At 41.7% G+C, this 18,087-nt stretch carries 14 protein-coding genes; 12 read left to right on the top strand and 2 right to left on the bottom strand.

Features of this window, described 5'->3' with window-relative positions; all coding sequences use genetic code 11:
• The first annotated feature begins 81 nt into the window (after positions 1-81).
• The 4 genes from G7092_RS09530 to G7092_RS09515 are packed head-to-tail and all read left to right on the top strand — an operon-like array spanning position 82 to position 6,890.
• Positions 82-3,528 carry a response regulator gene (locus G7092_RS09530; RefSeq protein WP_166088566.1) on the top strand — a complete coding sequence of 1,149 codons (3,447 nt, stop codon included), beginning with the start codon at positions 82-84 and terminating at the stop codon, positions 3,526-3,528.
• Position 3,529: 1 nt separating this feature from the next.
• A complete protein-coding gene (locus G7092_RS09525; protein WP_166088564.1) occupies positions 3,530-4,360 on the top strand; it encodes a CheR family methyltransferase in 831 nt (276 codons plus the stop codon).
• Positions 4,350-4,940 carry a chemotaxis protein CheB gene (locus G7092_RS09520; RefSeq protein ID WP_166088562.1) on the top strand — a complete coding sequence of 197 codons (591 nt, stop codon included), beginning with the start codon at positions 4,350-4,352 and terminating at the stop codon, positions 4,938-4,940. Before G7092_RS09525 ends, G7092_RS09520 begins: the two co-directional genes overlap by 11 nt.
• 21 nt (positions 4,941-4,961) lie before the next feature.
• Positions 4,962-6,890, top strand: a complete 1,929-nt coding sequence (locus G7092_RS09515; RefSeq protein ID WP_166088560.1) for a hybrid sensor histidine kinase/response regulator — start codon at positions 4,962-4,964, stop codon at positions 6,888-6,890.
• 3 nt (positions 6,891-6,893) lie between these two features.
• Here G7092_RS09515 and G7092_RS09510 read toward each other — a convergent pair whose 3' ends face one another.
• A complete protein-coding gene (locus G7092_RS09510) occupies positions 6,894-7,379 on the bottom strand; it encodes a methylated-DNA--[protein]-cysteine S-methyltransferase (protein WP_166088558.1) in 486 nt (161 codons plus the stop codon).
• A 343-nt stretch (positions 7,380-7,722) separates the two neighbouring features.
• Here G7092_RS09510 and G7092_RS09505 point away from each other — a divergent pair, with 343 nt between their 5' ends.
• From G7092_RS09505 to G7092_RS09475, 7 genes are all read left to right on the top strand, one after another.
• Positions 7,723-8,406 carry a heme exporter protein CcmB gene (locus G7092_RS09505; protein ID WP_166088556.1) on the top strand — a complete coding sequence of 228 codons (684 nt, stop codon included), beginning with the start codon at positions 7,723-7,725 and terminating at the stop codon, positions 8,404-8,406.
• Between the two features lie 221 nt (positions 8,407-8,627).
• Positions 8,628-9,767: a carboxypeptidase-like regulatory domain-containing protein gene (locus G7092_RS09500; protein ID WP_166088554.1), complete on the top strand. Its 1,140-nt coding sequence runs from the start codon at positions 8,628-8,630 to the stop codon at positions 9,765-9,767.
• A gap of 145 nt (positions 9,768-9,912) precedes the next feature.
• On the top strand, positions 9,913-13,590 hold the full coding sequence (locus G7092_RS09495; RefSeq protein WP_166088551.1) for an ABC transporter permease: 3,678 nt from the start codon (positions 9,913-9,915) through the stop codon (positions 13,588-13,590).
• Positions 13,591-13,869: 279 nt separating this feature from the next.
• Positions 13,870-14,541 (top strand): cytochrome c biogenesis protein CcsA, encoded by a 672-nt coding sequence (gene ccsA / locus G7092_RS09490; RefSeq protein ID WP_202985244.1) that lies wholly within the window; start codon positions 13,870-13,872, stop codon positions 14,539-14,541.
• 1 nt (position 14,542) lies between these two features.
• Positions 14,543-14,752, top strand: a complete 210-nt coding sequence (locus G7092_RS09485; RefSeq protein WP_166088549.1) for a CcmD family protein — start codon at positions 14,543-14,545, stop codon at positions 14,750-14,752.
• Positions 14,753-14,904: 152 nt separating this feature from the next.
• The gene (locus G7092_RS09480) at positions 14,905-16,341 is read left to right on the top strand and encodes a Glu/Leu/Phe/Val family dehydrogenase (RefSeq protein WP_166088547.1); all 1,437 of its coding nucleotides are present in this window, start codon (positions 14,905-14,907) and stop codon (positions 16,339-16,341) included.
• An 82-nt stretch (positions 16,342-16,423) separates the two neighbouring features.
• Positions 16,424-17,056: a hypothetical protein gene (locus G7092_RS09475; RefSeq protein WP_166088544.1), complete on the top strand. Its 633-nt coding sequence runs from the start codon at positions 16,424-16,426 to the stop codon at positions 17,054-17,056.
• A 71-nt stretch (positions 17,057-17,127) separates the two neighbouring features.
• Here the strand turns inward: G7092_RS09475 and G7092_RS09470 are convergent, their stop codons facing one another.
• Positions 17,128-17,301 carry a hypothetical protein gene (locus G7092_RS09470; RefSeq protein WP_166088542.1) on the bottom strand — a complete coding sequence of 58 codons (174 nt, stop codon included), beginning with the start codon at positions 17,299-17,301 and terminating at the stop codon, positions 17,128-17,130.
• A gap of 329 nt (positions 17,302-17,630) precedes the next feature.
• Here G7092_RS09470 and G7092_RS09465 point away from each other — a divergent pair, with 329 nt between their 5' ends.
• Entirely contained in the window at positions 17,631-18,041 is a 411-nt protein-coding gene (locus G7092_RS09465; protein ID WP_166088540.1) for a cytochrome c maturation protein CcmE domain-containing protein, read from the top strand.
• Positions 18,042-18,087: the final 46 nt, after the last annotated feature.

Raw genomic sequence — 18,087 nt, 5'->3', positions numbered from 1 at the left:
CTATTCCTGAAATGTTTATTAGCCTTTTAAATGATTAAAAGGTTTTTTTTAAACATATTTGTATATAAATAAAAGGTCTGCATGTTAAAGTTTTCTTTCCGCCAGCAGGTTTTAGCTGGCTTTGTGGTATCCATTATTCTGGTTTTAGTGGTAGGGGTGTTATCCTACAACAGCATCCGTAAGTTTGAGGATGATAACCGCTGGGTTGATCATACCCAAAAAGTTATCAAATCGGCCAACAACCTGCTGCAGCATATGATCGATGCCGAAACCGGTATGCGGGGTTATGCTGCAACGGGGAATAAAGTATTTCTTGAGCCTTACAATGAGGCGTTGCCACGTATCAATGTCGATTTGCAGTCGATGAGAGATCTTACTGTAGATAATCTCGTTCAGCAAAAAAGGATTGATTCTTTAACCACATATGTTACTGCCCAGCGCAATATCCTGAAAACGAATATTGACACACGCGAAGCAAAAGGGCTCGAATTTATGGTAGCCAATAACATGTTGTTAAATGGCAAAGAAAACATGGATATGATCAGGAAGCTGGTTACACATGCCATCGACTCAGAAAGTAGTTTTCTTAACCTGCGTAAACAAAGCTCAGAAAAAGCTTCTAATACCGCTGTCATAATTATTATTGGTGGATCTTTTGTATTCCTGGTTATTATCCTGATCCTGTTCTTCTACATACAGCGCACTTTTGATCAGCAGAAGAAAATTGAAGGTGAAATTAAGGTGGCCAACATTGAACTGGGTAAAGTTCTTGCCGAAAACGAAGCCAAAAACTGGCTGCTTACCGGTACTGGTTTGCTGAACGAAAAAATGCAGGGTCAGCAAAGCGAAAAAGAGCTGTCCGGAAATATACTCGCCGAAGTTTGTACCTATACCAAGGCCGCAGCCGGTACACTATACCTGTACAACGAAACCCATCAGCGTTTGGAGCTTTATGCCTCGTACGCTTTTCATAATCCGGATTTTATTAAAAAAACCGTTCAACTGACCGAAGGTTGGTTAGGCCAGGTAGCCAAAAATGAAAAGGCCGCCGTTGTTAAAGGCAAGCTGAACGAGAAGTTCGATCTGGAATCGTCAGTAATCAAAGAAACATTAACCGAAAACTTTATTGTTCCGTTCTTTTTTGATAAAAAGTTAAAAGGGGTATTGGAAGTAGCCTATGCAGGCGAACTGCCCGGGCATAGTAAAGATTATATAGTGGCTGTAGCCAACGATATTGGCATCGCCGTAAACACTGCACAGGCGCGCACCATTATGCACGACCTGTTTGAGGAAACTCAGCAACAAGCCGAAGAGCTGGAGGCACAGCAGGAAGAAATGCGCGTTACCAACGAAGAGCTGATGAACAAAACAGAAATGTTGCAGGCATCGGAAGAGGAGTTGCGCGTGCAGCAGGAAGAGTTACGCACTATTAATGCGGAGTTGGAAGAAAAGGCAAGCTTGCTGGAAGAAAAGAACGAAGCTATTGAACAGGCCCGCGCCGCCATTAATCTTAAAGTTGATGAGCTGGAAGTAACGGGTAAATACAAATCGGAGTTTTTGGCTAACATGAGCCATGAGCTGCGTACGCCACTCAACAGCATCCTGGTACTGGCCCGGATATTAAAAGATAACAAGCCGCTGAACCTGTCTGAAGACCAGGTGAAATATGCCAGTGTAATATTTAACGCCGGTAATGATTTGCTTACGCTGATCAATGATATCCTTGACCTTTCGAAAATTGAGTCGGGCAAATTGGATATGCAAAATGAGGATATCAAAGTATCCGATATTTTGGGCGATATGGAAATGCTGTTTGCCGAAGTGGCCAGCAATAAAAAGATCAACTACAGTACGCATATCAGTAAAAACCTGCCGAAGACAATATTTACCGATAAAGTGCGTGTAGAACAGGTGATTAAGAATTTGCTTTCCAACGCATTTAAATTTACTCCCGAAAACGGTTCTATATCTATTACCGCTCGTCCGGGCGAAAAAGAAGCAACGGTGAGCTTTGCCATTAAAGATTCAGGCATTGGTATCCCGGCCGAAAAACAACGCATCATATTTGAAGCATTTCAGCAGGCCGACGGATCAACCAGTCGTAAATATGGTGGTACAGGATTAGGACTTTCCATTAGCCGTGAGTTGGCTATGTTGTTGGGCGGCAGTATCAGTTTGACCAGCGAGCAGGGTGTAGGCAGCGAGTTTGTGCTCACCATACCGTTGAAGGCCATACAGGTAGCGCCTCATGAAGATGAGATATTGCCAACCGCACAAACCTTTAAACCAGAAAATTCGCCTTTAGCGCATGCCGTTAAACCCGCCGACAGTGACCGCGAACCATTAGTGGTTATTGTAGAAGATGATAAAAACTTTGCTCATATATTACAGGATTATGCACGCGATCATGGCTATAAATCAGTAATGGTTCATGAAGGAACCACGGCTGTTGAAACCGTGAAGGAGCATATGCCCGATGCCGTGATACTGGATATTATGCTGCCCGGTAAAGATGGATGGCAGATACTAAAAGAGCTCAAGCATAACGAAGCAACCATGCACATACCCGTGCATTTGATGTCGGCAGGTGATGCGGCAGCCAACCGGGTACGCAGGGAAGGCGCCATCAGCTTCCTTAAAAAGCCAATCAATACCGAAACGCTGGATAAGCTTTTTGCCGATATTATGCTGCAAAGCGGTACCAAATTCAAACAGATATTACTTGTAGAAGACCATAAAGCCCAGAGCCAGGCTTTGAAGGATATGATGCAGGGTCAGGGTATTACGGTTGGCCAGGCTTTTGATGGCGAATCGGCTTTCCGGATGCTGCATGAAAATGAGTACCAGTGCGTGATACTGGATCTGAACCTGCCCGATATTTCAGGCCTCGACCTGTTGGACAAGATCAAGGAGGTGGAGCGTTTTGTATCGCTGCCAGTAATTGTAAACACCGCTATGGAGCTGGATAAGGCATCGGTTAACCGGTTGATGCAATATGCCAACGCCATGGTAGTAAAAACCAACAAATCTGCCGACAGGCTGATTGACGAGGTAAACCTGTTCCTGAACAAGATCAGCGAATCAAACAGCGCCCAGTATGAGCAGGCCCCTGCGTTTAGCAAGGCAAAACTGCCATCCAAAGGAAAAGATGCCCTAAAAGGGAAAAAAGTGCTTATTGTTGATGACGATATGCGCAATATTTTTGCATTGAGCAGCGCCTTGCAAAGCTATGACCTGGTTGTGGAGATAGCCAATGATGGCGAAGAGGCTATTGCCAAGCTGGAAGAAGTGCCCAACATTAATATTGTACTGATGGATATCATGATGCCTAAGATGGATGGGTATGAGGCCACCAGGTACATACGCAAACAAAATAAATGGGCCAAGTTGCCGGTAATAGCCTTAACAGCAAAAGCGATGAAGGACGACCGGGAGAAATGTATAGCAGCCGGTGCTAACGATTATATTACCAAACCGGTTGATATGGACAGGTTAATTGCATTGATGCAATTGTGGTTAGAGAGTTAATATGAGTGATACTTCTGTTGTTATAACATCCACCCAAATAACCGAATTGATTGATCTGGTAAGAAGAGTACACGGGTTTGATTTTTCGGGTTATACTAAAGCCTCTTTAAAAAGGCGGGTAGTTAGGATAATGCAGCTTAAAAAAATGGAGTTTTATGATCTGAAACACACCCTGGTTAATGATCAGCATTTTTTTCAATATTTTTTAGAGGAAATCACGGTGAACGTTACCGAGATGTTTCGTGACCCTTCATTTTATAAAGCGCTGAATTTGCAGGTGATGCCTTATCTGTCAACCTATCAGCATGCCAAAATATGGTGCGCGGGTTGCTCTACAGGCGAGGAAGTATACTCCCTGGCCATATTATTGCGCGAGGCAGGGCTCAGCAATAAATCATTCATTTACGGTACCGATATCAATACCGAAGTGCTGAGAGAGGCGCGCAAAGGAATATATAGTTTGCGCAGTATAAAAAGTTATGCCGAAAACTATCAGTTTACGGGTTTAAAAGGCTCCATATCAGATAATTTTACTATTTTGTATGATGCGGCATCTGTGCACAATGAGCTGAAACAGAATACCTTGTTTTCGGTACATAATTTAGTATCCGACGATGTTTTTAACGAGTTTCAACTCATCAGCTGCCGTAATGTTTTTATTTATTTTGAAACAGAACTGCAGGAACGGATATTAGAATTGTTTTATAAAAGCCTGTGCCCGTTAGGTTATTTATGCTTAGGCAGTAAAGAAACCATACGATCTGATGCTTTTAAGCGAAAGTTCAAGGTGATCAATCACAAGGAAAATATTTATCAAAAAATTGGGACCTGATAAAAATTTACTCGAACGCTGGCGCACTACCGAATTATTGCTACTGGGTGGTTCTGCCGGATCGTTTAAACTTTTGTTCCAGATGGTAAAATTGCTCCCTGCCGATCTGGGTAAAACCGTGATCATTATTATTCACCGCAAACGGAACTTTTTTAGTGAGATAGCGAAACTTTTTGCCGAGAACAGCCGTATGTCACTCCGCGAAATTGAAGATAAAGATGTTCTTAAAAAAAACACCATCTACATAGCGCCGGCTAATTACCATACCCTCATAGAAAAGGGTGGGTATTTTAGTTTGGATGTATCGGAGGCGGTTTGGTACTCCAAACCATCAATTGATGTAACTTTTGAAAGCGCTGCCGATGCTTATCAGAACCGCTGTATGGCCATTTTATTATCGGGCGCCAATCAGGACGGTGCTGAGGGGATGTTAAAATTAAGAAAGATAGGGGCAGTTACCATAGCCCAGCACCCGGAGGATGCAGAAATGGATGAAATGCCTACGGCCGCCATTAATAACGGAGGCGCCAGGTATATATTACGCACAGATGAGATATTTAAACTTTTACATACACAGTAATTCACTTACATTAGCATCAAAATGAGTCCCGTTAATATTCTTATTGTTGATGATAGAGAAGAAAATATTGTTGCGCTTGAAGCATTATTAAAGCGCGATGATATTCGTATATTTTCTACAACATCGCCCAATGAGGCTCTGAAAATTGCCTGGGACACGCATATTGCTATTGCCCTTGTTGATGTGCAGATGCCCGAGATGGATGGTTTTGAGCTGGTTGAAATGCTCAAATCAAATCCGCGTACGCGGGATATCATGGTGATATTTGTGACCGCCATATCCAAAGAGGCCAAATATGCAGTAAAAGGTTTGGGTACCGGTGCTATTGATTATTTGTATAAGCCCCTTGATCCCTACATTACATCGGCCAAAGTTGATTCATTTGTGCACCTGGCACGCACCCAGGCCGAAATCAGATTAAAAAACGAAGAGCTGCAGAACTTTGCCATAGTTGTAAAAAACTCTGCCGATATTATTTGTTCGGTTGATGCACAAAATCTTCGTATCAGCAATATTAATCCTGCGGTTGAAACCATTATGGGTTTTAAATCGACGGAATTGATGGGGAAAGGCATTGTTAGCCTTGCGGTTGAAAACCAGCAAACGCTGTTTCGTAAAAAGCTTGGCGAGATCATTAAGGATAACCTGAACTTTGCCGTTTTTGAGCTCCAGTTTGAAACCTTCGATAAACGGGTGATTTGGGTGGAGTGCCGCGCATCCTATCATAATAAAACTATCTTTTTAAACATCAGCGATATCTCTCCGCAGAAAAGTTACCAGGAGCAGCTGATCAAGTCGAAAGAGAATGCAGAGTATAGCAAAAAGGTAAAAGAAACTTTTTTAGCCAATATGAGCCATGAGTTGCGTACACCGGTTAACGGTATTATTGGTATAACCAGCCTGCTGTTGCGCACCGATTTAAATGAGCAGCAAAAGAATATGCTTAATTTATTGGAAACTTCATCAAAATCGTTACTGGGTGTTATTAATGATGTGCTGGACATTTCCAAGATAGAAGCGGGTAAGTTTAACATTGTACGTACGCCAAACAATGTATATGAGATCATCAAATCGGTTTTTGATCTGCTTAAGTTCAGGGCCGACGAAAGCAATATCGAATTTATTCTGGAAATAGAAGATAACGTACCGGCAAACCTGATGGTTGATTCGCTGCGCCTTAACCAGATATTGATGAACCTGCTGAGTAATGCCATCAAATTTACCGAGCGTGGGTATGTAAAGCTTAAAGTATCGGTATTGCAAAAGCACAGTGACAAGGTGAAGCTGAAGTATAGTGTTGAGGATTCCGGAATTGGGATTCCGGCTGATAGATTGAGCAAGATTTTTGAGTCGTTTGAACAAGCCGAAGAAGATACGGTAAGCAAGTATGGCGGTACCGGCCTTGGGCTAACCATTGTAAAAAAACTGGCCGAACTAAAAGGTGGTGAACTTACGGTAAGCAGTCAGTTAGGCAAAGGGAGTATCTTTAATTTTATAAACTGGCATACCATAGCTGCTAAACCAGTTGAAACAATGAACAATAAACCAGATAGGGTATTGAGCCCTTTTAACAACGTATGTGTTCTAGTGGCCGAAGATAATATGGTGAACCAGTTTATGCTGTCAAAAATGCTCAAGGATTGGAATGTAGAGGTTGAAATGGTTGATAACGGACGCAAGTTGATCGAGAAACTGAAGGCCAAGAGATACGACCTTATTTTAATGGATACCCATATGCCCGAAATGAATGGCTATGAAACAGCCCGTACTATACGTGTTGATTTTGAAGAACCTAAAAGGAGCGTGCCTATTATATCCCTTTCGGCATCTTCATTTGGGCACGAGCAGGAACAAGCGCTTACCGCGGGTATGAATGATGTATTGGCAAAACCTTTTCAACCGTATCAGCTTCACGAAAAAATGAGTCAGTTGCTAAAAGTTGAGGCGTAAGCGCTAAAAATCGAGCCTGGTTTGGCCTATGCCCATTACTTTGGCCTCGTGTTCCAATAGCCATTTCTTGCGCCAGAGACCACCTGCATAACCGGTAAGGCTGCCATCAGAGCCAATAACCCGATGACAGGGGACTACTATCCACAAATCATTTTTGCCATTTGCCGATGCTATGGCCCTAATGGCTAAAGGGCTGTTCATCTGGTTTGATTGCTGGGCATAAGTTATGGTGCGCCCGTATTTAATTTGCAGTAACTCTTCCCAAACCTGTTGCTGAAAAGAAGTACCAGTTTGTTTCAACGGCAGATCAAATTCCTTACGCTCACCCTTAAAGTACTCATCCAGTTGGTCGATGGCCATTTGCAGCAAGGGGGTAGGCGCAGGTGTAATTTCATATTCCTCATCCCGGGCAGATATGGAAGCTATAAAGCCATCTTCTTCAATAATCCGGGTGATGCCAAGCGGGGTATTACAATAAGCAACGGGCATGAGATTTATTTTTACAGGTTGATAAAGGATTGCCGGAGGCAATGTGATTTTGTTTTTCAAATTTAATTTAATCGGTGCAATTGAGCAAACGTATGGGGCAATTCTGATATTGGTAAGACAGAATTTTACGGTATAACAGCGAGCCTGTTTATACCTTCGCGTCATTGCGAGGAGGAACGACGTGGCAATCCCGGATATACAGAGCGTCTCTGTAAGTTGGGGATTGCCACGCTACGCTCGCAATGACGCGTTTTTTATAAGATACCGGGATAAGTCACTGCAAGCAAAACCAATGCACCGATAAACCCATAAACAAACAAACCAAATAATTACCTTTGACGCCATGAAACTCGTTAACGAAACCTGGTACCTGCTTAAAAAGGAAATTTTGCTCGAATGGCGGTCAAAATATGCTTTTAATGGTGTTTTGTTATACGTGGTATCAACGGTATTCATTTGCTATATCTCTTTTAACCTCACGCCGGGTTTTAGCGGCAGCAACGGGTACAAAGTGGTGTGGAATGTGCTGTTCTGGATCATTATGTTGTTTGCCTCGGTTAATGCTATCGCCAAAAGCTTTATGCAGGAGAGTAAAAGCCGTTTGTTATATTATTATTCCATTGCCAGTCCGCAGGCTATTATCCTGTCAAAAACCATATACAATGTTTTACTGATGGCTTTATTAAGTATACTGGCCTTATTGGTATATATGGTATTTTTTGATAATAAGCTCGGCGATCCTTTGTTTTACTTTTTAACCGTGTTATTGGGCAGCCTGAGCTTCTCTACGGTGTTTACCATGATATCGGCTATTGCCTCCAAAGCGGGTAATAATGGCACCTTGATGGCTATCCTGAGTTTTCCGGTTATTATACCGGTAATACTGGTACTTATCCGCCTGAGTAAAAACGCGATGGACGGGATAGACAGGAGCTTGAGCCTGGGTAATATAGGCGTTTTGTTCGCCATTAATGCCATCGTGATCACCACTGCGCTTCTGCTTTTCCCATACTTGTGGAGGGATTGATAAGGAATAAATCTGATCAGTAACATAAGAGCCGGTCAGGTAAAAAAACGTCGTCAATCAAAACCCATTGTAACTTTATTGTAGCAATAAATAAATGCCTGGCAATTTCATCAAGCGTTCATAAAAAATATGTTTTTTAGTACCTTGGAAAAAAATTGTATCCCTCATTAATGCGGCCTTATTGGATCATCCTTCTTTTTATTGCGTGCCCCTTTGTGGTAATGGCTCAAAATACCACCATTACCGGTACTATTGTTAATGCCAATGGCAAAAATCCGGTATCCAGGGCCAGCGTGTTTTTAAGTAATGCTACTTATGGCACCGTTACCTCTGATGATGGCTCATTTACTCTTGGTGGCGTTAAACCCGGTCAGTACGAATTGGTAGTGACTACCGTTGGTTATGAAGATTTCTCGCAAACCATACAGGTTAGCGGTGCACCGCTGAAACTCAATATCGAACTTACCCAAAAAGTACTGATGCTGCGCGAAGTAGTGATCAGTAGCGCGGCCGACTGGAAAAAAAACTATGAGCAGTTTAGGCGCGAGTTTATAGGTACTACCGAAAATTCCAAACTTTGCCGGGTGGTTAATCCGCATATCCTTAATCTGATTTATCACCGCAATAAACAGCAACTGGAAGCTTCTGGCGATGAGTTCCTGGTGGTAGAGAATCACGCGCTGGGATATCGTACCAAATTTCTGCTTAAAAACTTTGTAAGTGATGCTATTGAGCATACCATACAGTATGCGGGTAAAGCCCTGTTTGAAGAATTGCCTGGTTCGGCAGAGCAAAAGAAAGCCTGGAAATTGAAACGCGAGCAGGCTTATTACGGCTCGGCACAGCATTTTTACCGGTCGCTATATAAAGACAGGCTGAAGGAAGAAGGCTTTGAGGCGCATGATTTTACACGCATGCTAAACCGCGAACGGCCGGATGAAGGACTGATACTGCAAAAAATCAAAAGATATCGGGACATCGCCCCCAATCGTGATTCCCTGAACAACTGGTACAGGCTCAGTAACCTCACCAAATGGAACCGGGAAAATCTGGTGAGAACACCTTATCAATCCATTGAAATATTGCGTAAAACACAGGATAAAGGTATATATGCTGTTGTTTTTCCGCATTTGTTATACGTAGTATACACCAAAAAAGAAGAAACCACCGAATTTAAAGATGTTTACCGTCCGTTGGATATGGGCAACTTTGAAACCAGTATTGTAAGTCTTTCCAGCGCCTATATTTTGTTTGATATGAATGGTATCGTGATATCAAACCCAAGTCCGCTTTATGAAGGCACCTGGTCCAAAGCCAAACTGGCCGATCTGCTGCCTGTAGATTATGAACCGGGGGACTGATGTTGTTCATTGGGTTTCCTGTACCGGTTAAAACCGAACGGCGTAATGTTCGGTTTCGTTACATTTAATAAGGGTAAATAAAATGCAATTTTCTATCTGTCAGTAAATTAGTAACTTGGAACAGTGATTGCATTATTTAGTTTACTTGAATACATATACACTTCATATAAACCTGTATGACCTGGCCTTTCTGGGTGCGATATTTATTGGGCTTTGTTTTGCGCTGCAATTAGGATTTGCCAAAAAGATCAACCGGGCTGCAAATCGTTTTTTAAGTTTGGCCCTGGTTGTAATGGTACTGTGGCTGCTTGGCTTACTGGGTAAGGATATCGGTCTTGAAGCCTATTTTTCTCATTGGAGCTGGTTGCCGCTTCGGTTTTCGCTGGCATTTGGTCCATTGATCTTTTTTTATGTTCTCAAAATAACCCGGCCCGAATATAAATTCCGATCGAATGATCTGTTGCATTTTAGCCCCCTGCTGCTGGAATTGACTGCCCAGGGGCTGGAAGTCATGGACAGTCTAAAAACCGGTGCTGCTATTGATGAAACGCCAACCTTTCATCTGCTGAATCCTATATTACAATTGCTCACATTTATTTCGGTCAGTATCTACTTGTACGTATCCCTTAGGCTGATAGAACGCTTTTATCGGGACCTGAAATTTAACGGGAACGACAGGTACCGGTACGAACTGCGGTGGCTGCACAATTTATTGATAGGTTTAGGCCTGTTATGGTTATTGTGGATACCTTTTACAGCGATAGATTATTTTTATTACCATTATCAATTAAGTATACATGCGTACTATCCCTTGTATATCCTTTTAGCGATAATGACTATCTGGATAGGGGCAGTAGCCTTTTTACGACGGGAGGTTGGCGCGCTGGCCGAGGCTCCCTTGTTTTTAAAACCGGCGCTTCCGGCGGAAATCAGGCAAAAGGGTATTTGGTTAAAGAGAGCTGTGCAAGCCAATCTGTATTATCTGGACCCGGAACTAAGCTTAAACTCATTGGCTGAAAAGCTGGAGATGACTACCCATGAATTATCCCGCATCATCAATACGGTGCTTAAAAAAAGCTTCAATGATTTCATCAATGAATATCGCGTACAGGCGGTGACCCGAAAAATGAAGGACCCCGCTTTTGATCACCTCACTCTTCTGGGCATTGCATATGAATCAGGTTTCAACTCTCAAAGCACATTTAATCGCATTTTTAAACAAATAACCGGGAAAAGTCCGCTGGAATATAAAAATGACCTGAAAAAAGAGTACCCATCTTATAAGTTGGGAAGTCAATCCCAATTGGCGCCGGTAATATTGCATCGTGAAACCCTTTTTAAATGGGCTCATGAAAAATTAAACGGCAATTATATGTTTAGGAATTATTTGAAAATTTCGTGGCGCAATCTGGTGCGGAATAAAAGCTATACTGTTATTAACGTTACAGGTTTGGCTGTTGGTATTACCGTTTGCATGGTGATATTTATTATTATACAATATCAAACAAGTTTTGATGGTTTTCACTCTAAAAGAGATCGCATTTACCGGGTGTTAACCGAATATCATCATGCAGATGCAGCAACTATTTCTTATGCTAAAAATGTTCCTTTTCCAATACCGGCAGAACTGAAAACGGCTTTTCCCGAATTAGAACAGGTAACTCCGGTTTATGCCAGCCACAATGATGAGTTACAAATAGTTGATGCTAATGGAACTCCTGTAAAGAATTTTAAAGAACAAAGCGGTGTGTTTTATACAGCGCCTTCATTTTTTAAAATGTTTGATTTTCCGCTGCTTGCCGGTTCATATGAGTCGTTAAAGGATCCGGACAACGTATTGCTTACTAAAGAGATAGCAGAAAAATATTTTGGCGATTGGAAAATGGCAATGGGTAAAACCATTAAAATAACAGGGTATTATAGCATTGGTGCAGGGTTATTCCAGTTTCCGGCAAGAGCGCTGAAGGTTTCCGGCATTCTGGCAACTATCCCGGCAAATACAGATTTTCAGCTAAAATTGGTGGTTGCCTATGGAACCGATTTTACCGGTGATAAAGAATACGGGTTTCAACAACCAGGGTTAAATGAAACAGCGCCTGATTTTGGTTGCTATGTTTTGTTGCCTCCAAATATATCTGCCGATCATTTTAATCAGCAATTAAGAACCTACTCACAAAAGGTGGCACCTGAGGGTAATAAGGATAGCCAGGTTATACAATCAATAAGCGCGGTGCATTATGATGCAGAAGCCGGCAATTACAGCAACAAAACCATCAGTCATCAATTGCTTAATGTATTGTGGGTAATTGCCGCATTCATCTTGTTAATTGCCTGTGTAAATTTTATAAATCTTTCAACCGCGCAAGCCGTTAACCGTGCAAAAGAGGTTGGAGTAAGAAAAGTTTTGGGAAGCAGTAAATCTCAATTGCAGATACAGTTCATTGTTGAAACATTTTTAATAGTTGTAAGCGCAGTTGTGCTTGCCGCGGTTATTACCATATTGGCCTTACCATCTGTAAGCCAACTTTTGGAACTTTCACTTTCATTCAACATATTCAGCAATCCCGCGATTATTTTATTTCTTTTGATGGTAACCATTTTGGTAACTGCGCTTGCCGGTTTCTATCCTGCACTGGTTTTATCAAGATTCAATCCTGTTAATGCTTTAAAGAGTAAACTCGCAGCAAATGCCGGGAATGGAATTTCACTAAGAAGAGGCTTAGTGGTATTTCAATTCATCATTGCGCAGGCACTCATTATCGGAACACTCATCATTGTAAAGCAAATGGATTATTTCATGGATCAACCCCTGGGCTTTGATAAAGATGCGATTGTAAATGTTTCTTACCGCCCGGGCCAAAAGCAGGACTATTTAAAACAGCAGTTATTGCAGGTAAATGGTGTGAAGACGGTAAGTTTTAATTCCAATACGCCGGTTGAAGATGATAATAATATGTTTACCAAATTGAAGTTTGACCACGCAATAAAAGATGAAGATTTTCAGGCTATTACAAAATTTGCCGACGAAGGTTATGTGCCTACTTATAAATTGCAGCTGGTAGCCGGAAGAAATTTGCAAGCTTCTGATTGGACAAGAGAGTTTTTGGTGAATGAATCATTCGTAAAAAGTCTGGGGCTTAAAAAACCGGAAGATATTTTGAATAAAGAAGTAAGCATATTGGGTGGCGTGATAAAATGCCCTGTTGTTGGCGTAGTGAAAGATTTTAACGACAGGTCTTTACGTAATACTGTGGCACCATTGCTTATTGCTACCAATATTACCATGTACCGTGAGGTTGCCATAAAACTGACTACCTCAAATATTTCTTCTACCATGCAGTCCATTAAAAAAATATGGGAGCAAACATTTCCTGATTATGTTTATGAATACAGGTTTTTGGATGATAAAATCGCAAGCTTTTACAAACAGGAAAGTCAGTTAGCCGCTTTGTACAAAATTTTTGCGGCAATCGCTATTTTTCTTAGCTGTCTTGGGTTGTATGGTTTGGCCTCATTTATGGCCGTGCAGCGAGTAAAAGAAGTAGGTATTCGTAAAGTACTCGGGGCTTCTGCGGGCAGTATTGTTTACTTGTTTTCAAAAGAATTTATCATACTCATAACCATTGCCTTTGCCGTTGCTACACCTATTGCCTGGTACTATATGCACCAATGGCTGCAGGCTTATGCTTATCGCATCAACATGAGTTGGTGGTTATTTGCTGCAGGCGGCCTTGTTGCAACAATTATTGCCCTGGCAACTATAAGTTTCCAGGCCATAAAAGCAGCAAAAGAAAATCCGGTGAAAAGTTTGAGAAGCGAATAATATAAAAGCTGCTTTTGCAGTAAAGAGCTTGGGTCAATAAGGTGAGATCTGAGGTTTAGTTGACACATTTGATGTGGTGCGTTCCGGATTGAGATACGGAGCGCATTTTTTATACCTGGAGGGGTAGAATCTTATATGTTGATAATAGGCCGGTTTCACTGCCTGTTTGCAAAAACACTTTAAAGAAGGTAAAAAACCTTAGCAAAAGACCCAATGAACTAATGAGCCAATAATACCAATGAACTAATACAAAATAACTACATTTGCCCATCAATCAATATGAAGTTTATTTATCAAACATGGTGGAAAGTGATAGCCGTTTTAATGGTTTTATCCACCTTTATAACCGGTTTATTATTTAAGGTACCGCGCCTGCAGATCATTCACGAAACCATCCGTAATTTATATTTTCACGTACCCATGTGGATGGGCATGCTCACGGTGTTTGTGGTATCGGTATATTTCAGTATTAAATATTTAAGCTCTGGTAAAGAGGAGCATGACCTGGCAGCTGTGGAATGTGTTAACACCGGCTTACTGTTTTATGCGCTTGGGTTGGTAACCGGGATGCTGTGGGCGAAATACACCTGGGGCGAGTTCTGGAGCGGTGACCCTAAACAAAACAGCGCTGCAATAGCTTTTCTGCTGTACTGTGCTTACATCGTTTTACGCAACTCGATAGATGAGGAGCAAAAGCGTGCTAAAATATCGGCCATTTACAACATTTTCGCTTTCCCGATCATGATTGTGCTGATATTTATTTTACCTCGGATGACAGACTCCCTGCATCCTGGAAGTGGTGGTAACCCCGCGTTTGGAAAATATGACCTGGATAATGGTATGAAGATAGCCTTTTACCCGGCCTTGCTAGGCTGGAGCTTTATAGCCTTGTGGATAGCTACGCTCCGTTACCGTATCCGTTTAGTTGAGAATAAAAAGAATGACAATTAATATGAAGAAATTGATCTTTTCGTTATTGCTGCTCATTAGTTGTACTGCTGTTATGGCACAACAAGCGCAGCAGGTTGAAATGGCCGACACCTTGCGCAGCTCTGGTAAAATATACGTTGTAGTACTTACCATAGCCATTATTTTTGCCGGATTGGCCCTTTATCTGTTCTCGATGGACCGTCGATTAAAAAAAATCGAAAAGGAAAAATAGTTCAAATAATTTGCCTATCTTGTTTAAACTTGGTTTTTGTACCGTTGTTATAAGGTGTATTTGAAACACTAACAATAAAATATTTGCGATATTGATAAAAATTGTACCAAATTTGTGCACTTTTTTAAGAGTTTAATATTTATATAACAATTATGGCTACGAATATTTTAGTCGCTGATCAGGATACCCATTTCTTTGGCGACGTATGTAAAAACTTCGATTACGCAGCGCAGTTTACCAAACACGATGCTGGTTTGTTAGACCAGATCAAATCATGTAACAGTGTTTATCGTTTCCGTTTCCCTATCCGTAGGGGTAATGGTTTTGAGGTGATCGACGCGTGGAGGGTAGAGCACTCACATCATCAATCGCCAACCAAAGGCGGTATCCGCTACAGCGAAATGGTGAATGAGGATGAGGTAATGGCACTGGCCGCTTTAATGACTTACAAATGCGCCATTGTTAACGTACCTTTTGGTGGTGCCAAAGGCGGTATCAAAATAAACCCTAAAAACTACACCGTAAGCGAGCTGGAAAATATTACCCGCCGTTATACTGTGGAATTAATTAAGAAAAACTTTATTGGCCCCAGCATTGACGTACCTGCTCCGGATTATGGATCTGGCGAGCGCGAAATGAGCTGGATAGCTGATACCTATGCTACCATGAACCCAGGCCAGCTGGATGCTATGGGTGCTGTAACCGGTAAACCTATTGCGCTACATGGTATCGCTGGTCGCCGTGAGGCAACCGGTCGTGGTGTGGCAATTGCCATCCGCGAGTGTGTAAGCGTTGGCGAGGATATGCAAAAACTGGGCTTGCTGCCGGGTTTAGCAGGTAAAAGAGTAATTGTACAAGGTTTAGGTAATGTGGGCTATTATTCGGCTAAATTTTTGGCTGAGTTTGGTGCCATCATTGTAGGCCTGTGCGAATTTGAAGGTGCTATCTATAATGAAGACGGACTTGACATTGAGGCTGTTTTCCAGCACCGTAAAGCAACCGGCTCTATTTTAGGTTATGCAGGTGCCCTGCGCGAGTTTACCAACACTATGGAAGGACTGGAGCAACCATGCGATATCCTGGTACCAGCCGCTTTAGAAAACCAGATCACTGAATATAACATTCGCAATATACAGGCAAAGATTATCGCCGAAGGCGCCAACGGTCCAACAACACCAGAAGCCGAGGCCATATTTTATGCTAATGGTGGTTTGATCATCCCGGATATGTATGCTAATGCCGGCGGTGTAACCGTATCTTACTTTGAATGGTTAAAAAACCTGAGCCACGTAGCTTTTGGTCGTATGAACCGCAGGTTTGAAGAAAACTCCAATCTTAACCTGGTAAACATGGTAGAAGGTATTACCGGTACATCATTAACACCAATGCAGCGTTCAACCATTATCAAAGGCGCATCTGAACTGGAACTGGTAAACTCCGGACTGGAAGATACCATGATCCGCTCATATCACGAGATCAGAGAGATATACAAAAGCAACCCAAAAATTGAAACCCTGCGTAACGCAGCCATGGTAGGCGCTATCAACAAAATAGCCGTATCATACCAAAACCTTGGTGTTTGGCCGTAAATAAAAATATGTAAAAACAAAAAAGGGCGGATTGAAAGATCTGCCCTTTTTTGTTTTACTTTTGGCCATAATCTATAACCTTATGCGGGCCTCAATTTTACTATTGCTTATACTTTGTGCCGGTAAGCTGGCAGCGCAAACCGCCGAACAATTCAAACCTGCTTTAATGGAAACTAAGTACGGTGCGAAGATAGTGTATACCAGCGCAGGGCATTCACTGACGTTGGATGTGGTATCGGCACATATTAAACCACTAGACAAATCCGGTGTTATCGAAGTAGATAAAAAAGTACTGCAGTATATATTAATCGAAAACAGTGCGCTCAGCTTAACTGATACAACAGTGGCAAGACAAAAGGCCGAGTTGCTGGGATATGCACAATATGAGCTTGATTATATTAAAAATGAGGTGAAATTAGAGATTGCTGACCTACAGCAATCATGGGTTAATATAAATAATAAAATTTACTTACTATGGTATTACAGGGTTCCTCAGAATAATAAGCAGGTACCGGAGCCTGGGTCTAAGCGTGCAGTGCAGCAAGTCAATCTGAGTACCTTATGTTTTGCCCACGTTTTAAATTTGAATAGTCCGGTTCTGGAAGGTGAAGACTTTAATGATACCAAGGAGCTTTTAACTAAAATTGCCAAAACGCTAAAACAAAACAATTCTAAGATAGATCTGGGCGCTTTGTACAACGAGCTACACCAATAGGCTTCCTCTTTGTATTTGTCTTGAACAGGCTTACGGAACACCAGGCATTACAAACGGATAAAAGAGTAAGTTTAGCGGGCTATTTTTTGTTTACCACCAGTTTTTTGAAAATGGTTCTTTAGTAATCTTTTATATAATACGGAAGTGATAGCAGTTTTGTTAACCTGATTGTTTTCTATAGCCCGCCCCTCAGATTTATACGCCTCTGGTATCCATTCCAATCTTAGTCTGCATGTGTTACTCATGGTATTTGCTTTAGGTAAATATAACAAAAGTATCCAGCATGCGTCATTGCGAGGAGGGACGACGTGGCAATCCCCGACTTTACAGGTGCGATTTACAAGTTAATCTTCTAAACGGGGATTGTCACGCTGCGCTCGCAATAACGCTTAAAGATAAAGGAGGAAAGGTGAATCAACTCCACATGCCCAAAATCTTGATTCCTGACCCTTAATTCTGACCTCTAAAATGTCTATCAAGAATAATTCTAAATAGCACATATGACATGTAATGAATTTTATTAGCGCTATGTTTTGTATTTTTGCAATCTATTATATAATTTATAAGCCTCGGAATGAAGAAAAGTGCAATTTTTGGTCTTGTAGTTATAGCCATCGCTATAGCGGTTATCATTAGTGTTTACTCCAACTCCAGTACCTATGGTTCTTTTAGCGACGCTACAAAAACTACCAGCGAACTGCATATAGTAGGGCACCTGAATACGGCAAAAAAGTTGTATTATGATGCCACTAAGGATGCCAATTACTTTTCATTTTATATGAAAGATAATAAAGGTGAGGAACGCAAAGTGGTTTTTACAGGTACCAAACCCGAAGACTTTGAACGCAGCGAGCAGCTGGTATTAACCGGTACCATGGTTGGCCAGGAGTTTCACGCCTCCAAGATCCTGATGAAATGCCCTTCCAAATACACTCAGGACAAGTTAGAAATTACAGAAGCAAAGGCCACGCAGGCCGGTATATAATAAAGTTAAAAGTCAAAATTCAAAAGTCAAAAAAGCATAAATGCCT

The sequence above is a fragment of the Mucilaginibacter inviolabilis genome (assembly GCF_011089895.1).
GTDB lineage: Bacteria > Bacteroidota > Bacteroidia > Sphingobacteriales > Sphingobacteriaceae > Mucilaginibacter > Mucilaginibacter inviolabilis.
This window is presented reverse-complemented; position numbering and strand designations above follow the sequence as displayed.